We start from the raw sequence: 18,502 nt of genomic DNA on the forward strand, positions 1-18,502 counted from the left end.
TCGTCATGATTGACGGCGCCCCGTTTTGCATTGAAATACGGGGTTTCCATGAAGAAAACATTGGGCAGGATGGCCGCTGTTTTGCTGAGCGCAGCGGCAGCAATTGCCTTTGCGGCCCCGGTCTCGGGTGCGGACCCGCTGCCATCCTGGAACGACACCACGTCGCGACGTGCCATCGTCGAGTTTGTCGGGAAGGTGACGCAAGAAGGCTCCCCCGACTATGTGCCGGTGCCCGAACGCATCGCCACCTTCGACAATGACGGGACGCTGTGGGCCGAGCAACCGATGTATTTTCAGGCCTTTTTCGTCGTCGACCGCGTCAAGGCGCTGGCCCCGCAGCATCCGGAGTGGACAACGCAAGAGCCGTTCGCGTCGGTGCTCAAGGGCGACATGAAAGCGGCGCTGGCGGGCGGCGAGAAGGCTCTGCTGGAAATGGTCATGGCCACGCACGCAGGCATGAGCACGGCGGAATTCGAGCAGATCGTCAAGGATTGGATTGCCACGGCAAAGCACCCGAAGACGGGGCGGCCGATTACCGAGCTGGTCTATCGGCCCATGCGCGAACTGCTCGCCTACCTGCGCGCCAACGGCTTCAAGACCTACATCGTCTCCGGCGGCGGCATCGAGTTCATGCGTCCATGGACGGAGAAGGTTTATGGCGTGCCGCCGGAACAGGTCATTGGCAGCAGCATCAAGACAAAATATGAAATCCGCGACGGCAAGCCGGTGCTGGTGCGCTTGCCGGAAATCAACTTCATCGACGACAAGGGCGGCAAACCGGTCGCCATCAACCAGCACATCGGGCGTCGACCGATCGCCGCCTTCGGCAATTCCGACGGCGATCTGCAGATGCTGCAATGGACGACTGCCGGCACCGGGCCGCGCTTCGCGCTCATCGTCCACCATACCGATGCCGAACGCGAATGGGCTTACGACCGCAAGTCGCACATCGGCAAGCTCGACAAGGCGCTCGACGAAGCGCAAGCGCGCGGCTGGACGGTTGTCGATATGAAGAGCGACTGGAAGACGGTCTTCGGGGTGTCAACAAGGCAATGAACCACCCATCCGGCATGACGACCGACTCCGCCGAGCACTCTTTCTCGCCCATCGACAACGAGCCGCCCCTGCGCTGGCAGCGCAAGCTCGGACTGGCGCCTGCCAACGGCCTGGGCGTCATGCGCCGCGCCATGCTTCTGGCTGGGCTGGCCTGGTTGGTGCCGGTGATCTGGGCGGCGCTCAACCATCGGCTCTGGGAGGGCGCGCCGGGCGAGTCGCTGTTGCAGCACTTCGGGATTCACGCGCGCTTCCTGCTTGCGGTCGTCCTGCTGGTTATTGCCGAAGCGACGGTACATAAGGGCTTGATGCAGATCGTCAGGCAGTTCACCGAGTCGGGCATCATCGGCACGGCAGCACGCGCACCCTTCGAACGTGTTCTGCAGGACATGCGGCGCTTACGCGACACTACACTGCCGTGGGCGCTGCTGCTTGGCCTGGTGCTCGCGTGGACGATCACGGATACGCCCGAGGCGCACACCGACGCGCTGTCGTGGGCGCTTGACGGCAATGGCCAGCTCGGCTTCGGTGGCTGGTGGGTTGCCTATGTCTCGCGACCGATCTTCGTGGCGCTGTTGCTGGCCTGGCTGTGGCGGCTGCTGCTGGTTGTGATTTTGTTCGCGCGTATCGGGCGGCTCGATCTCGCGCTGGTTCCCACGCACCCCGACCGCGCCGGCGGACTCGACTTCGTGCAGGCGCTGCCAGCGGCTTTTGCGCCAGTGAGCCTGGCGCTGTCGGCGGTACTCTCCGCGCACTGGGCGCACGACATTGTCTATCACGAGGTCACGCTGCAGGCGCTGAAGCTGCCAGCCATTGCCTTTGTGGTCATCAGCGCATTCCTGTGCCTGTTACCCCTGCTGATGCTGGCGCCCGCATTGTTGGCCACCAAGCAGCGGGCACGCCCGGCCTACGCCGCGCTGGTCGGCGAGCACGGGCGCATGGTGCACCGGCGCTGGATACTGGGCGAGCCGGTGGCCGATCCGACACTGCTCGAAGCCGCCGAAATCGGGCCGGTCGCCGATACCGCAGCCATCTATGGCGCGGTCAAGGCCATGCGCCTGGCACCGATCGGCATGCGTGCAATGCTTGCAATCGTGTTGCCGATTGCGTTGCCCATGCTGGTTGCCGCTGCGCTGCAAATCCCGCTCAAAGACATTATCCTGAAATTACTCAAGGCGCTGGTATGAACGAAGATGCTTAGCGAAATACACCGGCGTTTTTGATCCACATGCTCTGAATTTCCCCCTCTGGCACTTGCGCAAAGTGCCGCTCAGTATGTTTTCCCAACCCAGGAGATAACCATGGTACGTAAGAAACTGGTGCTCAGCCTGCTGGCGATGTCGCTTGCAGCGCCCGCTATATATGCACAGACGGCGCCACCGGCTGCCGCACCCGCTACGGCACAGGCAGTGGAAAATGCAGTCGATCCGGCATCGATCCAGGCCCTCAAGAACATGGGCGCGCATCTGCAGACCCTCAAGCGCTTCCAGGTATCCACCGAACTGACCGGCGAGCGGGTTCTCGCCGATGGTCAGAAGCTGCAGCACACGGCAACGGCGGACATGGACGCCGAGCGTCCGAACCGTCTGCACGCCCGGATTTGGAGCGCCCGCGCCGAACGCGAGCTGATCTACGACGGCAAGACGGCTACCCTCTATACACCGGCGCAGAAGTACTACTCGACCGTCGAGTATTCCGGAAATCTTGGCGAACTGGTCAAGAGGCTGGAAGACCGCTATGGCGTGGAAGTGCCGCTGGCCGACATGTTCATCTGGGGCACGCCGGCGGCATCGTTCGACAAAATCGAATCGGCAATGAATGCCGGTCAGGACTTCGTCGGCAAGGATCTTTGCGACCACTACGCCTTCCGCCAAGGCAATTTCGACTGGCAGATCTGGATCACCACCGGCGACAAGCCGTTGCCGCGCAAGCTTGTGATCACCAATCGCAATGACGAGGCCCGCCCGCAGTCGCTCCAACTGATCGACTGGAACCTGAAGCCGACGTTCAAGGACGGGGTCTTCAAGTTCACGCCACCCAAGGGCGCGACTGCGGTCGAAATTCGCCCACTGGTTCAGAAGTAAAGGAGCGCCAACATGAAAAAATCATTCAACAAATTCTTCCTGGCCCCCCTGACGGCTCTCGTTCTGGCCAGCTTTGCGCTGGCGCCAGTCGCTGAAGCCGGTCGCGGCGGCGGTGGTCACGGTGGTGGGGGCGGTGCGCGTGCCGGTGGGGGCGGTGGCGCTCATGCTGGTGGTGGTGGCAACCGGCAAATCAACAACAGCAATCGTGACGTACGTGCCAACAACGTGCGCAACACCAGCGTGAACAACGTAAATAACCGGAATACGAATATCAATGCCAATCGGAACGTCAATGTCAATGTTGATAACAACCGCGGCGGCTGGGACAACGACTATCATCCGGTGGCAACAGCGGCGGCGGTGACCGCAACGGTTGCCGTGACTTCCGCAGTCATCGGTTCGATGGTGCGCACCGTGCCGGCCGGATGCGTCCCGGTCAACTACGGCGGCATGATCTATCAGCAGTGCGGCAATACCTGGTATCAGCCGCAGGGATCGCAGTACATCGTGATCAATCCGCCTTACTGACAGTCATTCTCGCGAGGCCGGCGCTGCCGGCCTCCATTTCCCTAATTTTGTCGGCCCGTCTATCTACACAATCACAATCAACAAGATAACGTAGTCCGGTATTTGCCAACCTCTGATGATGTTCGAATGAGTGGCATCAGGCGGGCAGAGTGAAAATCATATGAACCCTGGCTTGAGTCCAGGGCAAGGGGTAAGGTTTGGAACAAATGAGAAATAGAAAACTGACGCATTGCTTGTTGGCTCCGCGTCCGCTGTTTGCGTTGAAGCTATCGATGGCAGCGCTTGCGCTCTCCGGTTTGCCGGCTACGGCAGGGGCAGCGCAATGTGGCGCGGCAGGTAACTTGCGATACCTGGGGACGACGACCGATTCAACCCGCTCAGTCTGGATTTCCGGCACCTCGGCGGGAGCCTTCAGGCTGGAGGCGGCGCAGGGAAACCAGGCGGTGGACGCGTGGAGCAAAGGCCGGCGCGGGTTGCGTGTGTCAATTTCACCGGTGGTTTCCAACGGCAATGGTGGTACGCACAAACTCTACGAGGACACTGGCGGCAATGGCTGTCTGCTGGACACCCAAAACCAGCAGGGTGGCTTTGTATTTCCCCCGGTAGTTCGTCCGCCGGGCTCGGTCCGGCCACCCATCGGTACGCTGCCACCGTCGGGCATTAAGCCAACCTTGCCGGGTGGTGTGACGCCGCCGATCGGTACGCTACCGCCATCGGGTGTGATGCCCGCCTTGCCGGGCGGGGTCACCCCGCCGATCGCCACGCTGCCGCCATCGGGCGTTAAGCCAACTCTGCCGGGTGGGGTCACACCGCCAATCGGCACGCTGCCGCCGTCCGGTGTGATGCCGACCCTGCCGGGTGGAGTCACTCCGCCGATCGGTACGCTGCCGCCGTCCGGTGTGATGCCCGCCTTGCCGGGCGGGGTCACCCCGCCGATCGCCACGCTGCCGCCATCGGGCGTTAAGCCAACTCTGCCGGGTGGTGTGACGCCACCGATCGGCACATTGCCGCCGTCGGGTGTTATGCCCACCTTACCGGGTGGGGTCACGCCGCCGATCGGTACGCTACCGCCATCGGGTGTTATGCCCACCATCCCGGGTGTTGTCACGCCACCGATCGGTACGCTGCCGCCGTCGGGTGTTAAGCCGACCCTGCCGGGTGGAGTGACGCCGCCGATCGCCACGCTTCCCCCAACGGAAATTACTCCAAGCCTGCCGGGCGGTGTCACCCCGCCGATCGGTACGCTGCCGCCTTCTGGCGAAAAAATGACCGGGAATATTGCGTTGACCGCAGTGGACGGTTACACCCCGCCGCCGACGGTTCTTCCCTGTTCGGAAATGCGGCCGAGTGAACTTGGCGGAAGTGATTCAGACCCAAGGTCCGGTTGCCATTCTCACGAACAGCAGGATCCCCAGGCCGCCAGCGAATCTGCTGCTGGAGTACCCATTACCGCAGGCCGTGACCTGGTCGAAGACACGCTATGGAACACATGGGTCGATACCCACTACACCAGCACCAGCGACCATCGCAACGGGCTCGATACGACTGGAAACGCTGGCGTGATAGTCATGGGCGCCGATCGCCGGGTCGCCAGCGATCTGGTGGCCGGCTTGCAGTTGTCGCTGGAAACATCTTCCAGCAAGGGTTTCCAGGGTGTTATGACCAGCGATTCGGATGGCTTCATGATCAGCCCCTACATGGCTTATCAGGTGTCTCCGCAATGGTCACTTTACGGCGCATTGGGACTCGGCCAATCCAACATCGACAACCGGATACTTTCGCTGAATGGCAGTTACGAAGTGCAGCGCTACTCCGCCACGCTCAATGCCCAAGGTCAATACCCCCTCGGTTCAGCCTTCGTGCGGCCAAAATTCACGCTGTCATACATGCACAACAACGCCGATGCCTACAATCTGGGCGGCAGTATTCTGGGCACGCCAATTACGTTGAGGATGCCTAAAAACAGTTACGACTTCGGAACACTCGAATCCTCCGTCGAGATCAACAGGCTGTACCGATTCGACAATGGATCGGCAGTCATGCCGTATGCCGAGCTTGGCATTGCCTATGACTTCGAGCGTCCGGATTCAGGCCGCTACCTCGACGGCGATCTAGCGTACCAGGATTCCAGCCCCTGGAGCGGAATGACGCGACTAGGCGTACGATCTCTGGTCGACAGGACAACCCTCATCGAATTCGCCGCCAGTTACTTGAGTCTGGGCACTAATGATCTGGCAATCTGGGACTTGCGGCTCTTTCTATCGCATTCGTTCTGAACACGGGCCGCAAGACAATATGCTGAGTGCGGGGCGCCATACCGGCATTTGCGACGTGTTTTGCGCTAACTCTCGATAGGGGCAGATGGCGGAAACCGTCGCTCTCCCGATGGTCAACCGGGATTGAGACAGCGTTCCGCGGCGTCCTATTTCGCTTCCAGCTCGGCAATCAGCCGGTTCAGACCGGGGTTGCCCGGCACCATCTCCGCGAGTTGCTTCGCGTAGACAAGTGCGGCTCGCCGGTCGCCGGTTTCACGGCTTATCGACAGTAGCGCACTAAGGATATCGAGATCGTTGGGGTGTCGCTTGTTGGCGCTGCGCAGCAGGGTCAGCGCCTGCTCGCGCTTGCCCGCGGAATCGACGGCGATGGCATGGACGTAGGCATAACGCGCGTTATCCGGGGCCAGCTTCGCCGCTTCGACGAATTCGTTCAGCGCCGCCATCTTGTCGCCCTTGCGCGTCAACAGCAGCCCGAGCGAATGGTGCAGGTCGGCATCGCGCGGCAGCGCCGCCAGGCCCTGGCGCAATACCTTTTCCGCATCCGGTTCGCGCCCGAGCTGGCGCAAGGCGTCGGCAAGATTGACATAGGCCCCGGGAAAGCCCGTGTCGAGCGCGATGGCACGCTCGAACGCGGCGATCGCCTCGTCGCCGCGTCCCTGCTGCAGGCGCAGATTGCCAAGGTTGACCTGGCCCGAGGGCCAGTCGGCCTCCAGCGCCAGGGCATTTTCATATTCCAGCAGGGCGGCGGCACGGGCGGCGCGCTTTCCCTCCGGGATCTGGGTATCCGGTATGTCGGCGAGGAGGCGCGCCGCTTCGATGCGCACGCCGCGCACCGGGTCGGCGAGTAGCGGCGCGCCACTGAGCACCCGGTTGGCCGGGTCAGCCCTGGCGATCATGCCCAGCGCGGCGATGCGCACCGAGGGGTCGGCATCCTGCAACAGGGCGCGCACCGCCGGCAGGCTATCGGGATTGGCATGGGGCTGGGCCAGTGTCGCTGCCGTCGCCCGGACGATTGCCGGCGCCGTCGGGCTGGCGGCGAGTTCGAGCAGGCCGGGCAAGGCGCGCACGCCCTGGGTTTCGCCGGCATGAAGAGTGTTGCCGTAGTGCGGGCGCTCGCGCCAGCTTTTGCCATACCACTGATCCATGGCGCTGGCTGCCCATTGCGGCTTCTTGTCGGTGTGGCACTGGGTACAGGCGTTGGGACTGCCCAACTTCATGGAGAGATCGGGGCGCGGGATGCGCAGGCTGTGATCCTGCCGGGCATGGATCACCATGTAGTTCTGTGTCGGCATGTGGCAGGTGACGCACTGCGCCCCCTTGCCGCCAGCTGTATGGTGATGGTGTTTCGGCACATCGAACTCGGTGGCGGCATGGCAACGGGTGCACAGGGCATTGCCTTCGGCGCGCAGCTTCTGGCTGTGCGGCTCGTGGCAATCCATGCAGGTGACGCCGTTCTGGTGCATTTTGCTTTGCAGGAACGAGCCCCAGACATAGACCTCTTCGCGCTGCTGGCCGTCGGCATGGTAGTTGGGCGCGGTGAGCATTGCCAGGCGATGGCTGTCTTCCAGCGGCGCACCGGGCGTCCGGTCTTCACTAAGGGTTGAGCGGCGGGCGTGGCAGGCAGCACAGCTGTTCATGCCGGCTGGCGCTGCCGGCTTGTCGCGCACCGCGAATCGCGCCTGCTCGTTCGGGAATGTCCACGCTTCCTTCCAGCGGCTTTGCAGCGAGGGCAGACCCTTGTCGGCCCTGGCGCCATACGGCGGCTTGGCCTGTTTGGCCCAGTCGACGTGAGTGGAAGCCGGACCATGACAGGTTTCGCAGGCGACGTTGATTTCGCTGAAGGTCGTCTTGTAGGTCTGGCTGGCCGCGTCATAACCCTTGCGCAGATTGGTCGAATGGCACTCGGCGCACTGCAGCGCCCAGTTGTGATAGACGCCCGTCCAGTGCAGAGAGTCCGTGTAGTCCGTCTTCTGTTTGGGATAAAGATGGAACCAGCGCTGGCCGCCTTCGCTTTTCGGGCGGGCGTCCCAGGCGATCGGCAGCGCCTGGTAACGTCCGCCCGGGAATGGGATCAGATACTGTTGCAGTGGATAGAGGCCGAAGGTGTAGGTGACTTCGTAGTCGGTCAGTTTTCCGTCCGGGCCGTCGGTACGCACCATGAACCTGTCGCCGCGTTTGAAGAACGTGGACTCGACGCCATCCTTCCTGAACTTCGCGTTGGCGAAGTCGCCGAGCACGCTGGTCGCCGTCGCTTCCTGCATCGCCAGTTGGTGATGTGAACCCGACCACGCCTTGAATTCGCTCTCGTGGCAGGTCTTGCAGGTTTCGGCGCCGACGTGGGTGGCTGAGGCGGCACCTGGCGCAGTGTTGGAGGTGACAGCTGGTCCAGGCGATGGGGAGGAGGCAGGGTCCGGCACCGGGGACGAAGAAACGAAAAACAGCGTGACGCCGGCAATCAAGGTGGCGAGCACCAGACCGGCAACCACGTAGCGCCTGGCTCGCGGCCTCGAACCCTCGCGGTTTGTCGGCAGCACGGCGGGCGAGCTCTTGGGTTTTGATCTTCGGGTCATCTTGTGCGCTTCTAGCGGTGGGCGGGCGTATTCGATTTTCTTTTAAACGGGATTATTGTTTTGGCAAAGGGATGCACGCCCCGAGCGGCATAGTAAGTCGAATTAGCGCGGCTTTCCATTCGTCTCCTCCAACCAGCGCAAAGCGGAGCTGATTGGCGCGGTGGCCTACCGTCCGATATGGCCGAGAGGTTATCAGTCAGTCTACGTCCTGCAGGACCGCTCCGTTCAGAAATCCGCCGCTGAGGCATCGAGATGGCGAGCGCGTCTTGTGGCACGCAGTAACCACCCATAACCAAACCACCACGCACCGGCAAGCCAGAATTGCCCGACTGCTGCGGTCCACTGCCCAAAAACGGCAAAGACCTTTTTCCACCATCTCCAGAAAACCATGAGGCCAATTTGGCCGTTTCCTGCACGGCAGGCGGAGATTTCCCGGGCAGACTGGGGCCATGAAAATACTTGTCCTTGGTTCTGCCGCCGGTGGCGGCTTCCCGCAGTGGAACTGCAACTGCCGTAATTGCGCCGGGGTGCGCGACGGCAGCGTGCGGGCCACGCCGCGTACCCAGTCGTCGATCGCGGTCAGTGCCAACGGCACCGACTGGGTGCTGTTCAACGCCTCGCCCGACATCCTGACGCAGATTCGCGCCAACCCGGCGCTGCAGCCGGGCCGTGGCCTGCGCGACACGGGCATTGTCGGCGTCGTCCTGATCGATGCGCAGATCGACCACACCACCGGCCTCTTCATGTTGCGCGAGGGCAGGCCGCTCGATGTCTGGTGCACGCCGCAGGTCCATGAAGACCTGACGACCGGCAACCCGGTTTTCAATGTGCTCTCGCATTTTTGCACGGTGCGCTGGCAGCCGGTTTCGGTCGTTCCCCCGTCGCCATTTTCCATTCCCGGGGCGGCGGGGCTGCGCTTGACGCCGGTGCCGCTGACCAGCAAGGCGCCGCCGTATTCGCCGCACCGCCACGACCCGCATCCCGGCGACAACATCGGCGTGCTGATCGAGGATGCGGCGACCGGTCGCAAGGTGTTCTACGCGCCCGGCTTCGGGGCGATGGAGCCGCATCTGGAGCCTTACCTGGACGATGCCGACTGCGTGCTGCTCGACGGGACGTTCTGGACCGACGACGAGATGATCAGTCTTGGCATCTCGACCAAGGCTGCCCGCGAAATCGGCCATCTGCCGCAATCCGGGCCGGCCGGCATGATCGCCTTGCTCGGCCGCTACGCGAAGCCGCGCAAGGTGCTGATCCACATCAACAACACCAACCCTATCCTCGACGAGGACTCGCCGGAGCGCGCCGAACTGGCCCGCGCCGGCATCGAGGTCGCTTTCGACGGGATGCTGATCGACGACGGAGACAGGAAATGAAAATGAACGATTTGCAGGCGTGGACCGCAGTAGAGTTCGAGGCGCAGCTGCGGGCGCGCAGCGGCAGCTACCACATCCACCATCCCTTCCAGGTGATGATGCACGAGGGCAAGTGCACCCGCGAACAGATCCAGGCCTGGGTCGCCAACCGCTATTACTACCAGATCAGCATCCCGATCAAGGACGCGGCGATCATGGCCAACTGCCCGGACCGCGAGGTGCGCCGCCACTGGGTGCAGCGCATCCTCGACCATGACGGCTACGGCGGCGAGGAGGGCGGCATCGAGGCGTGGATCCGCCTCGGCGAGGCGGTCGGCCTGTCGCGCGAGGACATCGTCTCGCAGCGTCTGGTGCTGCCCGGCGTGCGCTTCGCCGTCGATGCCTACATCAATTTCGCCCGCCGTGTGCCGTGGCAGGAGGCCGCCGCTTCGTCGCTGACCGAGCTGTTCGCGCCGACCATCCACAAATCTCGCCTCGACCACTGGCCGACGCATTACCCGTGGATCGAGGCCGAGGGCTACAACTATTTTCGCCGCCGCCTGACCGAAGCGCCGCGCGATGTGGTCAACGGCCTGCGCATCACGCTCGGCCATTTCAACACGCGCGAGCTGCAGGAACGGGCACTCGCCATCCTGCAGTTCAAGCTCGACCTGCTGTGGTCGATGCTCGACGCCATGCTGCTCGCGCATTGCCCGGTCCACATCGACGGCTGGGGCGCCTACACGCAGATGAGCAAGGTCTCATGATTTTCGCGAGGCGCTTTTGGCGATCGCCCGGGGGCGCCTGGCACAGGCTTTGCGGATAATCGAAACAGGAGCGGCAGGGTGCCGCTCCAATCACCAAGGAGACACACGATGAACTGGCAAACCCCGGCTTACTGCGAAATCCGCCTCGGCTTCGAAGTCACCGCCTACGTCTACGTGCGTTAAGCGGCCAGCGGCGGCGGCTGCGGCTGCGGCCGCCGCCCACGCCCGGAGTCTCGACATGACGAACACCGAACGCCCGCGGCTCAGCCCGCACTTCGTCTTCCGCTGGGAAGCCAGCCAGGATGCCCACATCCTGCTCTACCCGGAAGGCCTGATCAAACTCAATCCGGCCGCCGCCGAAATCCTCAAGCGCTGCGACGGCGAGCGCACGGCGGAAGCCATCATCGCCGACCTCAATGCCACCTTTCCCGGCCAGCCTGAAGCCATCGCCGGCGATACCCATGCCTTCCTCGACATGGCCTGTGCCAGGGGCTGGTTGCGTCCGGCCTGAAGCGCCGACCGCCTTGAATCCGAATACGCCCGGTGCCGACCGGGCATCACTGCCAAAGCCCGGTTCGCCGGGCTTTTTTTCGTTCCGGCAACGGCTTTTTCCTGTTGCGTTTTGAGTCACCGGTGCTTCAGGTGCCAAAAAACTGAACGGCGCGACGCCGCAGTTTTTCCCCGGTGGAAGATTCCCAAAAGTGCTGGAAAAGGCCGCTGAACGGCGCGTTGCGCACTATCCCGGGGTTTTCCCGGAGGGTTGGCACGGGCTTCGCAATCCTTGGGACGCGATGCCATCCGATGTGGTGGCAGCGGGGGAAGTCCGGCCGGATCGGGATCCGGTCGGCAGGGTTCACTCACAAAATTTCTGGAGACATTTCATGCAGCATAACCTGTCCGTTCGTCCGCTGGTTCTCGCCATGCTGGCCTGCGCCAGCACCGCCAGCCAGGCCGTCAGCTTCACGCACAACGACGTCACGCTCGACATCAACGGTACCGTCAATGGCTATTACGTGTTCCGCAACGCCGAGTCCACCAACCTGGCCACCGGTGCCAGCACGACCACCAAAAACAGCGAACTGACTAACGGCACCCTGCCGGGCTGGATCAACTTCGTGGTCACGACCACGGTCAACGAGCAGGACATCAAGGCGCACATCAGCTTCGCGCCGGGCATCAACAGCAATTCCCAGGTTATCGGCCTGCCGATCGGCAACAACGCCGGCGGCGCCGGCACGACCGACCCCTTCAGCCAGATCGACACGCGCAACGCTTATTTCCAGTTCGGCAACAACAACTGGGGCACGCTGAAATTCGGCCGCGATATCGGCCTGTTCGCCTCGAACATCATCCTTTCCGACATGACCCTGATCGGCGTCGGCGGCACCACGAACGCCGGCATCCCCTACAACACGACCTTCGGCATGATCGGCCACGGCTACATGTACACCGGCTTCCAGCCGCAGATCACCTATACGACCCCGACGCTGTCCGGCTTCCAGGCGTCCGCCGGCATCTTCCAGCCAAGCAGCTTCGCCGGCGACCAGACCGTGGCGCCCGGTTTCCAGGCAGTGGGCAGCTACGACTGGAAAGCCTCGGGCACCACCGGCAAGCTGTGGGTCGGCGGCGTCAGCCAGACCACCAGCTGTTCCATGAACCCCTGTGCCGTCGAGTCCTTCACCGCGAGCGGCTACGAAATCGGCGCCAAGGTCGGCTATGGCAATTTCGAAGCGGTCGCCTACGGCTTCGGCGGGAACGGCCTCGGCTTGTCCACCGTCGGCGCCCAGTTCTACAACGGAAGCGATGGCAATGGCAACAAGACGGATTCCGTCGGGTATTTCCTGCAGGGCACCTACAAATTCGGGGCAACCAAGGTCGGCGTGAACTACGGCGAAAACAAGGACAAGAACGGCTTCGTCGGCATCACCGGCGGGCCGGGCATGCAAAGTCCGCTCAACGAAATCACCAACAAGGCCTATACCGTTGGCGTCTACCATTCGCTGAACAAGTTCATTACCCTGGTCGGCGAATACAACCAGGAAAAGATCCACAACGTGAGCGACAGCAATTACGACAACAACAATCGCTCGCTTTCCCTGGGCGGCATCATTTTCTTCTGATCGACGCGCCGGTCATTGCCCGATGCGCCGGAAACCTTCCGCGCATCGGCCTCGGGCGCCCTGCGGGGCGCCCCCTGTTTTTTGGAGATTCCCCGCGGCAGCGAGTGGACCCGCCGGTGCCGGGCGACGGCGCTCAGGCGCGGTGGTTCATCAGGGCTTTCAGCCCGTTTACGTCGAGAATCCGGATGTGTTTCTGCTGGACGGCGATGAAGCCTTCTTCCTGGAACTTGGAAAAGGCGCGCGAAACGGTTTCCAGCTTGAGGCCGAGGTAGCTGCCGATTTCCTCGCGCGTCATGCGCAGGTAGAACTCGGCATGCGAGAAGCCGCGCGCCGTGAAGCGCTGCGACAGGTTGAGCAGGAAGGCGGCGAGGCGCTCCTCGGCACGCATCGTGCCGAGCAGCATCATCACGCCGTGGTCGCGGACGATCTCGCGGCTCATGACCTTGTGGAAATGGTGCTGCAGGGTGTGGATTTCCCGCGACAGGCTTTCCAGCCGCGAGAAGGGAATCGCGCAGATCTCGCTGTCCTCGAGGGCGACCGCGTTGCAGGTGTGGTGTTCGCTGCTGATGCCGTCGAGGCCCAGCAGTTCGCCGGCCATCTGGAAGCCGGTGACCTGCTCGCGCCCATCCTCCAGCAGCACGTCGGTCTTGAAGAAACCGCTGCGGATCGCGTAGATGGCATCGAAGGGCATGCCCGAACGGTACAGGTGCTCGCCGCGCTTGAGCCGTCGCCGGGTCGAAACGAGATCGTCGAGCCGTTCGAGTTCATCCAGACTGAGTCCGAACGGCAGGCACAATTCGCGCAGATTGCAGTTCGAACAGGCGGTCTTGATGACCGAGAGGGAGATCGTGCTGGTGGCAGATTGGGGAGGCATCAGGAACCCGTGTAAGCTTGATCCAGGTCAACCGAAATGTTGCCGCATCCGAACATAATCCGACCTAATCTTGGTGGTATGTTTAATGAATTTTGCAACTGAAAACCTCGTATTCGATCCTCAGATCATTCGCCGTTTCGACGTAAACGGCCCTCGCTACACGTCCTATCCTACCGCCGACCGCTTCGTCGAAGCGTTCGATTCGGAGGCGGCCAAGCTGTGGCTGGGCAAGCGCAACATCGGCGGCATCAGCCGACCGCTCTCATTATACTTCCACATCCCGTTCTGTAACACCATTTGCTACTACTGCGCCTGTAACAAGATCATCACCAAGGATCACGGGCGCAGCGCCAAGTACCTGAAATACCTGGCCAAGGAAGTCGCGCTGCAGAGCGAATACCTCGATGGCAATCACGAGGTGATCCAGCTGCACTGGGGTGGCGGCACGCCAACCTTCCTGTCGCACGACGAGATGCGCCAGTTGATGGGTGTCACGCGCAAGCATTTCAAGCTGCTCGACGGCGGCGAATACTCGATCGAGGTCGACCCGCGCAAGGTGGATCGGGAAACCGTGGCGCTGCTCGGCGAACTCGGTTTCAACCGCATGAGCGTCGGCGTCCAGGATTTCGATGAACGCGTCCAGCAGGCCGTTAACCGCATCCAGAGCGAGGAAGAAACCGCCAACGTGATCGATGCGGCGCGCGCCAACGGCTTCAAGTCGGTTTCCGTCGACCTGATCTACGGCCTGCCGCACCAGACGGTGATGGGCTTCAACCGGACGCTGGAGCGCGTGCTGGCGATGGACCCCGACCGCCTGTCGATCTACAACTACGCGCACCTGCCCAGCCTGTTCAAGCCGCAGCGGCGCATCGCCGAGCCGGACCTGCCGTCGGCCGACGCCAAGCTGCAGATCCTAGCGCTCGCCATTCGCAAGCTGACCGAGGCCGGCTACGTCTTCATCGGCATGGACCATTTCGCCAAGCCCGACGACGAACTCGCGGTCGCCCAGCGCCAGGGGCGCCTGCACCGCAACTTCCAGGGTTACTCGACCTATGCCGACTGCGACATGCTGTCCTTCGGCATCTCGTCGATCGGCAAGGTCGGGCCGACCTACAGTCAGAACGTCAAGACCCTGGACGAGTACTACGACCGGCTCGACGCCCACATGCTGCCGGTGTTCCGTGGCATCGAGCTGACCGCCGACGACATCCTGCGCCGTTCGATCATCCAGGCGTTGATGTGTCATTTCGAGCTGTCCATCGAATCGATCGAAAGCGCCCACCTGATCGACTTCCACAAGTATTTCGCCGCCGAACTCGACGATCTCAGGGAAATGGAACACGCCGGGCTGGTCAAGGTCGAACGCGAGTGGATTACCGTCCTGCCCCCGGGACGCATGCTGGTGCGCATCATCTCGATGGTGTTCGATCGCTATCTGCGCGCCGATCGCCAGCGGACACGCTACTCGAAGGTGATCTGATCCGCGTGCATCGGGCGAGGCGGGCAGGGTAAACTGCGCGTTTTCGCCCGAGTTGCCGTTCACCGTTGCAGATGCCAGATTCCGCCTATTTCGCCCTGTTCCTCGTCGGATTGCTGGGCGGTACGCATTGCGTCGGCATGTGCGGCGGCATCGTCGGCGCGCTGTCGCTCGGGGCGCCCGCCCGCTGGTCGATGCACCTCGCCTACAATGCCGGCCGCATTGCCTCCTACGCCGCCGCCGGCGCGCTGGCCGGGGCGCTCGGCGCCGCCAGCCTGGCACTCGACGGGCAGGCGCCGGTGCGCATTGGCCTCTACCTGCTGGCCAATCTGATGCTGGTCGCGCTCGGCCTCTACCTGCTCGGGGTGACGCGCGCACTGGCGTTCACCGAGCGGGCCGGCCAGCACCTGTGGCGGGTGATTCAGCCGCTGACCCGGCGCTTTCTGCCGGCCCGGACGGTCGGCCAGGCGTTCCCGCTCGGCCTGCTGTGGGGCTGGCTGCCCTGCGGGCTGGTCTACAGCGCGCTGGCCACTGCCCTGAGCGCCGGCGCGCCCGGGCGCGGCGCCTTGCTGATGCTGGCCTTCGGGCTTGGCACGTTGCCAAATCTGTTGCTGGCGGGCATCCTGCTGGCAAGGCTCAACGCGTTCGTGCGGCGGCCGGCGGTGCGCATCGCCTCCGGCCTGCTGGTGCTGGGTTTCGGCCTCTACGGGCTGCTCGGTCTGATGCGTTTGCTGCACTGGATCTAGGAGAAAGCGATGACGATGAAAATCCTGCTGGCGGTCGATGGTTCGCCCTGCGCACTGCGTGCGGTCGACCACCTGATCGGCCATGTTTCCTGGTTCCGCGAGGTGCCGGAAATCCATCTGCTGCACGTGCAACCGCCGATTCCGATCGGCCGCGCGCTGGCCCATGTCGGCAAGGAAACGCTGCACGCCCATTACATGGAGGAGAGCCGCGCGCATCTCCAGGAGGCCCAGCAGAAGCTCGATGCTGCGGGGCGTTTCCATACCACCCATATCCACGTCGGGCAGGCCGCCGAGGTGATCGCCAAAATGGCCGGGGAACTGGCGTGCGACCTCGTCGTCATGGGTAGCCACGGGCGCGGCGGGATCGCCGGCCTGGTCATGGGGTCGGTCGCCAGCCGCGTCCTGCATCTGGCGCCGTGCCCGGTGCTGCTGGTCAAATGAGCGAAGCCGCCGGCAGCCGCGTCGTCGAGTTCGCCATCGCCGGCATGACCTGCGCGGCCTGCTCGGCGCGCCTGGAGAAGGTGTTGAACCGGCAGCCGGGCATGCAGGCCAACGTCAACCTGGCGGCCGAGCGCGCGCGCGTGCGGCTCGCGGGAGAGGCCGACGAGGGCGCGGTGATCGCCGCGGTGGCGCGCGCCGGCTTCGCCGCCAGCCTCGTCGACAAGGACACGCGGGCGCGCGAGAAGGCGCGCCGGGCGGCCGACTACCGGCGGGAAATCCGCCGTTTCTGGATCGCCGTGGCCCTGACCCTGCCGCTGGTCGGGCAGATGCTGTTCATGTTCGGCAGCGCGCAGCACCATGCCGAATTGCCGCGCTGGCTGCAGCTGGCGCTGGCGACGCCGGTCCAGTTCTGGATCGGCTGGCGTTTCTACGATGGCGCCTGGAAGGCGCTGCGCGGCGGCGGTGCCAACATGGACGTGCTGGTGGCGCTCGGCACCAGCATGGCCTGGGGCTTTTCGGCGGCGGTGACGCTGTTCGGACTCGCCCAGCACGTCTATTTCGAGGCCGGCGCGGCGGTCATCACCCTGGTCCTGCTCGGCAAGCTGCTCGAGGCGCGGGCCAAGGCGCGCACTTCGGAGGCGATCGAATCGCTGATCCGCCTGCAGCCGAAGACGGCGCGCATCGAGCGCGACGGGCAGTGGGTCGAGATTCCCGTCGATGTCCTGATGCCGGGCGACATCTTCATGGTCCGTCCCGGCGAGAGCGTGCCGGTCGATGGCGAGGTGGTGGACGGGAGCTCCAGCGTCAACGAGGCGATGCTGACCGGCGAGAGCATGCCGGTCGCCAAGGCGCCGGGCGACCAGGTGTTCGCGGCAACCGCCAATGGCCAGGGGGCGCTGCGCTGCCGGGCGACCGGCGTCGGCGAGCAGACCCTGCTCGCCGGCATCATCCGCCTGGTCGGCGAGGCGCAGGGCTCGAAGGCGCCGGTGCAGCGGCTGGCCGACCGGATTTCCGCCGTCTTCGTGCCGGTGGTGTGCGTCATCGCGCTGGCGACCTTCGCCGGCTGGTGGTGGCATTCCGGCGCTTTTGCCGAGGCGCTGGTCAATGCCGTCGCCGTGCTGGTCATCGCCTGCCCGTGCGCCCTCGGGCTGGCGACGCCGACGGCGATCATGGTCGGCACCGGGCAGGGCGCGCGGGCCGGGATTCTGGTCAAGAACGTCGAGGCGCTGGAACGAGCGGAAAAAATCGCCGTGCTGGCCCTCGACAAGACCGGCACGCTGACCCGCGGCGAGCCGCAGGTGACCGACATCGTGCCGCTGGCGGCCGATGCCGACGAGGCGCTGCGCCTTGCGGCGGCACTCGAGCAGGGCTCGGAGCATCCGCTGGCGCGCGCCGTGCTGGCGCGGGCTGCTGCGGTCGACCTGCCGAAAGTGGTTAATTTCAGTGCGACGCCGGGGGCTGGCGTGGCCGGCGAGATCGCCGGGCGGGCGCTGCGCCTGGGGGCGCCCGAGTGGCTGGGGATGGCCGACGATCCGGCGGTGCTGGGCCTGCAGCGGCAGGGCAAGACCGTCGTCGTGCTCGACGCAGGAGGCGTGGCGCTGGCCCTGCTGGCGATCGCCGATGCCCTGCGGCCGACCTCGCGCGTCGCCATCGAACGGCTACGCGCGCGCGGCATCCGTGTCGTCATGCTGACCGGCGACAACGCGGCGACGGCGGCGGCGATCGCCCATGAAGCGGGTATCGACGAATTCCGCGCCGGCATCCTGCCCGGCGACAAGGCGGCGGCGATCGCCGAACTGAAATCCGGCGGCCTGGTGGCGATGGTCGGCGACGGGATCAACGATGCGCCGGCCCTGGCCGCCGCCGACGTCAGCTTCGCCATCGGCGCCGGTTCCGACGCGGCGGTCGAGGCCGCCGACCTGACGCTGATCCGCAGCGACCTGTGCGGCGTCGACGATGCCATCGACCTGTCGCGGGCGACGCTCGGCAAGATTCGGCAGAACCTCTTCTTTGCCTTTATTTATAATGTCCTGGGGATTCCGCTGGCCGCCTTCGGCATGCTCAACCCGGTCGTCGCCGGCGCGGCGATGGCCATGAGTTCGGTATCGGTGGTGTCGAATTCCCTGTTGCTCAAGCGCTGGCGCCCGCAAGCCCGCTAGCCGTATCGAGGGGGTTGTCTGCAAGAAAACGAAAAACTGTCGTTCTACGAGG

16 protein-coding genes are annotated in these 18,502 nt (G+C 64.0%); 14 read left to right on the top strand and 2 right to left on the bottom strand.

What is annotated here, in order from left to right:
• Window positions 1-48: 48 nt before the first annotated feature.
• The 5 genes from GH660_RS07845 to GH660_RS07865 all read left to right on the top strand — a co-directional run bounded on the left by GH660_RS07845 (window position 49) and on the right by GH660_RS07865 (window position 5,941).
• Window positions 49-1,056 (top strand): HAD family phosphatase, encoded by a 1,008-nt coding sequence (locus tag GH660_RS07845; RefSeq protein WP_153146079.1) that lies wholly within the window; start codon window positions 49-51, stop codon window positions 1,054-1,056.
• Window positions 1,057-1,070: 14 nt separating this feature from the next.
• Window positions 1,071-2,240 (top strand): hypothetical protein, encoded by a 1,170-nt coding sequence (locus tag GH660_RS07850; protein WP_228276400.1) that lies wholly within the window; start codon window positions 1,071-1,073, stop codon window positions 2,238-2,240.
• A 114-nt stretch (window positions 2,241-2,354) separates the two neighbouring features.
• On the top strand, window positions 2,355-3,137 hold the full coding sequence (locus GH660_RS07855; protein ID WP_153146080.1) for a DUF2092 domain-containing protein: 783 nt from the start codon (window positions 2,355-2,357) through the stop codon (window positions 3,135-3,137).
• 12 nt (window positions 3,138-3,149) lie between these two features.
• Entirely contained in the window at window positions 3,150-3,665 is a 516-nt protein-coding gene (locus GH660_RS07860) for a hypothetical protein (RefSeq protein ID WP_153146081.1), read from the top strand.
• Window positions 3,666-3,871: 206 nt separating this feature from the next.
• Entirely contained in the window at window positions 3,872-5,941 is a 2,070-nt protein-coding gene (locus GH660_RS07865) for an autotransporter outer membrane beta-barrel domain-containing protein (RefSeq protein WP_153146082.1), read from the top strand.
• 146 nt (window positions 5,942-6,087) lie between these two features.
• On the opposite strand, the gene GH660_RS07870 is transcribed toward GH660_RS07865, so the two are convergent.
• Entirely contained in the window at window positions 6,088-8,427 is a 2,340-nt protein-coding gene (locus GH660_RS07870; protein WP_228276401.1) for a tetratricopeptide repeat protein, read from the bottom strand.
• A 533-nt stretch (window positions 8,428-8,960) separates the two neighbouring features.
• Between GH660_RS07870 and pqqB the strand changes: the two genes are divergently transcribed.
• The 5 genes from pqqB to GH660_RS07895 all read left to right on the top strand — a co-directional run bounded on the left by pqqB (window position 8,961) and on the right by GH660_RS07895 (window position 12,753).
• Window positions 8,961-9,887, top strand: a complete 927-nt coding sequence (pqqB, locus tag GH660_RS07875) for a pyrroloquinoline quinone biosynthesis protein PqqB (RefSeq protein ID WP_153146084.1) — start codon at window positions 8,961-8,963, stop codon at window positions 9,885-9,887.
• Window positions 9,888-9,889: 2 nt separating this feature from the next.
• Window positions 9,890-10,633: a pyrroloquinoline-quinone synthase PqqC gene (gene pqqC / locus GH660_RS07880; RefSeq protein WP_153146085.1), complete on the top strand. Its 744-nt coding sequence runs from the start codon at window positions 9,890-9,892 to the stop codon at window positions 10,631-10,633.
• Window positions 10,634-10,741: 108 nt separating this feature from the next.
• On the top strand, window positions 10,742-10,816 hold the full coding sequence (pqqA, locus tag GH660_RS18185) for a pyrroloquinoline quinone precursor peptide PqqA (RefSeq protein ID WP_084019755.1): 75 nt from the start codon (window positions 10,742-10,744) through the stop codon (window positions 10,814-10,816).
• 55 nt (window positions 10,817-10,871) lie between these two features.
• Entirely contained in the window at window positions 10,872-11,144 is a 273-nt protein-coding gene (pqqD, locus tag GH660_RS07890) for a pyrroloquinoline quinone biosynthesis peptide chaperone PqqD (protein ID WP_153146086.1), read from the top strand.
• Window positions 11,145-11,514: 370 nt separating this feature from the next.
• Complete coding sequence (locus GH660_RS07895) at window positions 11,515-12,753, top strand: porin (protein ID WP_153146087.1); 1,239 nt, start codon at window positions 11,515-11,517, stop codon at window positions 12,751-12,753.
• Window positions 12,754-12,886: 133 nt separating this feature from the next.
• Here GH660_RS07895 and fnr read toward each other — a convergent pair whose 3' ends face one another.
• The gene (gene fnr / locus GH660_RS07900; RefSeq protein WP_153146088.1) at window positions 12,887-13,627 is read right to left on the bottom strand and encodes a fumarate/nitrate reduction transcriptional regulator Fnr; all 741 of its coding nucleotides are present in this window, start codon (window positions 13,625-13,627) and stop codon (window positions 12,887-12,889) included.
• Window positions 13,628-13,712: 85 nt separating this feature from the next.
• Here fnr and hemN point away from each other — a divergent pair, with 85 nt between their 5' ends.
• From hemN to GH660_RS07920, 4 genes are all read left to right on the top strand, one after another.
• Entirely contained in the window at window positions 13,713-15,107 is a 1,395-nt protein-coding gene (gene hemN, locus GH660_RS07905) for an oxygen-independent coproporphyrinogen III oxidase (protein WP_153146089.1), read from the top strand.
• A 71-nt stretch (window positions 15,108-15,178) separates the two neighbouring features.
• Entirely contained in the window at window positions 15,179-15,850 is a 672-nt protein-coding gene (locus GH660_RS07910) for a sulfite exporter TauE/SafE family protein (protein ID WP_153146090.1), read from the top strand.
• A 9-nt stretch (window positions 15,851-15,859) separates the two neighbouring features.
• On the top strand, window positions 15,860-16,291 hold the full coding sequence (locus GH660_RS07915; protein WP_228276402.1) for a universal stress protein: 432 nt from the start codon (window positions 15,860-15,862) through the stop codon (window positions 16,289-16,291).
• On the top strand, window positions 16,288-18,450 hold the full coding sequence (locus GH660_RS07920; RefSeq protein WP_153146091.1) for a cation-translocating P-type ATPase: 2,163 nt from the start codon (window positions 16,288-16,290) through the stop codon (window positions 18,448-18,450). Before GH660_RS07915 ends, GH660_RS07920 begins: the two co-directional genes overlap by 4 nt.
• Window positions 18,451-18,502: the final 52 nt, after the last annotated feature.

The organism is Dechloromonas sp. H13 (assembly GCF_009469615.1).
Taxonomy (GTDB): domain Bacteria; phylum Pseudomonadota; class Gammaproteobacteria; order Burkholderiales; family Rhodocyclaceae; genus Azonexus.